Source organism: Palleronia sp. (assembly GCF_042089775.1).
Lineage (GTDB): Bacteria > Pseudomonadota > Alphaproteobacteria > Rhodobacterales > Rhodobacteraceae > Palleronia.
The window spans coordinates 1-3,285 of sequence record NZ_JBELKF010000204.1; the positions used below are offsets into that span (position 1 = coordinate 1).

Sequence of the window (3,285 nt, forward strand, 5' to 3'; positions counted from 1 at the left end):
GAAGGAGACCTTCACGCCGTCAGGTTCAGTCGTCGGCGCCCGGCCCAGCAGGGCGATGCCCGGCGTGCCGTCCTCGCCGAGGAAACAGGAGTAGGTGCGCTCCTCGCCGTCCTTGAAGCAGGTGACGGTGAAGCCGGAGGTGTAGGCGAAGGGAGACATCTTGCCGAGGCCCAGCATGCCCACCTGGTCATTGCCGTCGCGCTTCGAGCTGGCGAACATGGTCGAGTAGAGCGTCTCGATCACCTCGTGGCTCATCGAGGTGCCGTAGTCACGGACCCAGAACACCTGCTCCCAGAGCGAGGGCAGATGGACGTCGAAGGGGACGTGGGCCTTGCCGGCGGCGATGTGGCTGTCGAAGGCGTTGGTGCAGATCTCGCGGATGGGGCTCGAGATCTTGTCCGAGTAGATGCCGTTGATGACGGTCGAGAACAGGGTCGCATTCATTTCGACCTTGAGGGCGATGTTCTGGATGACGCCCCCAACCAGCGTGGTGTGGTCAGGCTTGTGCATGAGCATGGGTGAAGCTCCTGAAAGGGTGATTGATGATCGAGGTAAAGAAAGCCCGGCGTCTCAGGGAGACGCCGGGCTTGTCTGTCTGGGGGACAGGCGTTCAGAGGAGGACGCGCAGATGCTTCATGGCGATCTTGGCGTGCTCGTCGCACCATCGGTTCGCCCAAGATCGCTTGTCGTCGATCTCGGTGTGGCCCTTGACGTGCTTGTAGCGAACCGCGCAGTTCAGCCGCACGTCCTCGGGCAGGTGTTTCCAGACTTCGCGGCCCACGACGTCACAGTCGGATTGGATGAGGATCCGAGTGGCGCCGTAGGCCCTGAAGGCCACACCAACTCCTGCCGCAGCGGCGATGATCTCGGCCTCGTTGGAGGACTTGCAGAGTTGCTGCACGACCCCCGAGAAGCCGCGGCTCGGGTAGCCGTCGGCCTTGACCCATGCGGCCCAGCCGGCGGCTTTCGTGTTGGGACACCATGATGCGTCAGTGATGACGGTGGCCTTCATGCAATGCGGGCTGTCGCCCCCGCCTGCCGCCCCACCGGTCGACCGAGGTTGACCTTCGAGCCAGCGTTGCCTCCGGCCTTGTAGTCATCGGTGCAGACGCGGGTCTTGGTCTTCCGCCGCGGGACGAGGACGGTCGAGGTCTCGGAGAGCAGCTCGTCGATCATCGCCGCCTTCTGGACGACGAGGGCGGTGCCGGTGCCACGAGCGTCGTTGCGCTGATCGGCCATCTCCTTGAGGCGGTTGGAGATCGTGGTGCCGAACCCAAGCATGTAGCTCAGACGGTGGGCGCGGCGGCAGCTCTGGCGGTAGGTCTTCCACGACCGCTCGCCCGCCGACTGGATCATCTCGGCGAGGTAGACGGCCATCTCGACGTCGCTCTCGAGCCCGGCGAAGCGAAGCGTGCCTTGGTCGTTCCACGCCTTCGTCTCGGTCAGCTTCGAGATGCCGAACCACGCGCGCTTCAGGATCGGATGCAGCAGCTTGCGACCTTCGTCGAAGCCACCGATCTTCATGCCCTCGCGGCCGATCTGGGCCAGCTCGGCCTCGGTGATGTCGTGCTGCATGAGCAGCCGAGCCGCGGCTTGGCTCGCAGCGATCGTCTCGCTCTCGCTTGATGCCGCGTTCTGTGCTTTGGCGCGCAGGTTACGGATCAGCTCGATAATCTGATTACGATTCTTCGGCATCTGGGAAAAACTCCTGAAGGATTTCGTCAAAAATCGCTTTCAGTCTTTCCATGTGTCTGGTAGACAGGTCGCGATCCATGGGGATGGGTCTGAGAGGGTGGGTGACCCTCTCGAGGTGAGCGAGAAGTTTGGCCAAGCGGCCGATGGGGGTCTCGAGGCCATAGGTCTGGGACACGGCCAGCAGGGTGAGCTGTCTGGCCGCGAATCCTTGGCGGTCGTTGAACGGGTTGTTGGGGTCAGGTGGCGGTCCATACTGGGCCGCTAACTGCATTGCGAACTCCCCCGGCGTCGGGGCGCGGTTCATTCTATCTCTCCCAAGTCAGATGGTTAGGGTGACCAGTTCCGCGGTGAGGCGGAACTGGTGGTCTCTCAGGGCTTGCGGAATTGCAGCTTCCATTTGAGGTTGGTGATGGCAGCTTCGGGGCTGATGCCCCGAGCGTGTTCGCGGTGGCTCACGACCAGGTTGTGACGAGGGTCAACCATCCCGGCGCCGACATACCACGGCTGGTCATGGTGTTGCTCGGTCTGCTGGTAGATAAGGACGATCTCCTTCTCTGGGATGTTCATCTCCTGGCTGAGATCCCAGATAAGGACTTCCAGATCCGGCCCCATCAGTCGGGCAGCTGGTTCGAGAGACTCGGTGAAACCCCGACATAGCTACAGACGCCGGCGATCTCGACGTTGTCGAACTTTAGATCATCGAGGGTGTTCTTGAGGCCTTTCGCGATGCTCTCTTTAGAGATGTTCTCCGGGTTACTCTCGTAGGAGTAGACGAAGAAGGAAAGGCTGTACTCGTGGACGAAGGTCCGTCTGTCTCCCGTTTCCTCTTCGATCAGCTCGATGGCTGCGTGAAGCGAGTGCTCGTCAGGAGAGCTTCTCAAGATCTCCAGTGCTTGCTTCAGTCTGTCCGTCATCTGCTCTGTCCTCATGTTCCATCTTGGTGCGGACCCAGTCGGAGTAGCCGAGTCGCGTATCGTTGTTTGATACGTCGAGCTTCCAGAGTCCAACCATGTGGACGTCGTGGCTGGCGATCTCGGGGAGCAGATACGAGTGCTCGAGGTCTTCGGTGATGAAGGCCATGGCGGTGGTGATCTCGTCCCACTGAGCGTTATAGAGCTCCTCGCCCTCGGGGATGCAGTCCTCACGGAAGCCGGCGAGGGCGTCCCAGATGACGGCGAGCTGACCCTCGGTGTCGTTGCGGGTGAAAGTCAGGTCGAACGGCCGAGCGGGTTTCTCGACCTCCTGCACCTTGAGACGGAAGCAGTCGAAGCCGCCACCCTCCCACTCGACGTCGAGGCCGGTGACGTCCTCGGGAACGTCCTCGCGGGCCAGAGGTTCGTCGTCGCAACCCGGGATACAGACGAAGCCGTCATGGGTCTGCGCGGCGTCATAGGCCTCGGCAATCATGGTCTGCCGGGCCTCGGCCTCAGTGGTGAACATGTGGGCCTCGGGAAACTCGAAGCCCTCGGAATATTCACGGATGAAGTAGTGGATCTGCATGGGGATGCTCTATCGTTACAGAAAGGTGGTTTCGCCATCGGGGCGGGTGAGCCCATAGACACGGACGGGGAGGGCGTCGTCGCCATCCTG

At 61.8% G+C, this 3,285-nt stretch carries 7 protein-coding genes; all 7 read right to left on the minus strand.

Features of this window, described 5'->3' with window-relative positions:
* Positions 1–516, minus strand: a 516-nt coding sequence (locus ACFDS3_RS19935; protein ID WP_375264076.1) for a hypothetical protein, incomplete at its 3' end; no start/stop codon positions are given.
* A 94-nt stretch (positions 517–610) separates the two neighbouring features.
* Positions 611–1,012 carry a hypothetical protein gene (locus ACFDS3_RS19940; RefSeq protein ID WP_375264077.1) on the minus strand — a complete coding sequence of 134 codons (402 nt, stop codon included), beginning with the start codon at positions 1,010–1,012 and terminating at the stop codon, positions 611–613.
* The gene (locus tag ACFDS3_RS19945) at positions 1,009–1,695 is read right to left on the minus strand and encodes a hypothetical protein (protein ID WP_375264078.1); all 687 of its coding nucleotides are present in this window, start codon (positions 1,693–1,695) and stop codon (positions 1,009–1,011) included. Before ACFDS3_RS19945 ends, ACFDS3_RS19940 begins: the two co-directional genes overlap by 4 nt.
* Entirely contained in the window at positions 1,679–1,999 is a 321-nt protein-coding gene (locus tag ACFDS3_RS19950) for a hypothetical protein (RefSeq protein ID WP_375264079.1), read from the minus strand. Before ACFDS3_RS19950 ends, ACFDS3_RS19945 begins: the two co-directional genes overlap by 17 nt.
* Before the next feature lie 65 nt (positions 2,000–2,064).
* On the minus strand, positions 2,065–2,307 hold the full coding sequence (locus ACFDS3_RS19955; protein ID WP_375264080.1) for a hypothetical protein: 243 nt from the start codon (positions 2,305–2,307) through the stop codon (positions 2,065–2,067).
* Positions 2,307–2,609 carry a hypothetical protein gene (locus ACFDS3_RS19960; RefSeq protein ID WP_375264081.1) on the minus strand — a complete coding sequence of 101 codons (303 nt, stop codon included), beginning with the start codon at positions 2,607–2,609 and terminating at the stop codon, positions 2,307–2,309. Before ACFDS3_RS19960 ends, ACFDS3_RS19955 begins: the two co-directional genes overlap by 1 nt.
* Positions 2,560–3,195, minus strand: coding sequence for a hypothetical protein (locus ACFDS3_RS19965; RefSeq protein ID WP_375264082.1), 636 nt, complete (start codon positions 3,193–3,195; stop codon positions 2,560–2,562). Before ACFDS3_RS19965 ends, ACFDS3_RS19960 begins: the two co-directional genes overlap by 50 nt.
* Positions 3,196–3,285: the final 90 nt, after the last annotated feature.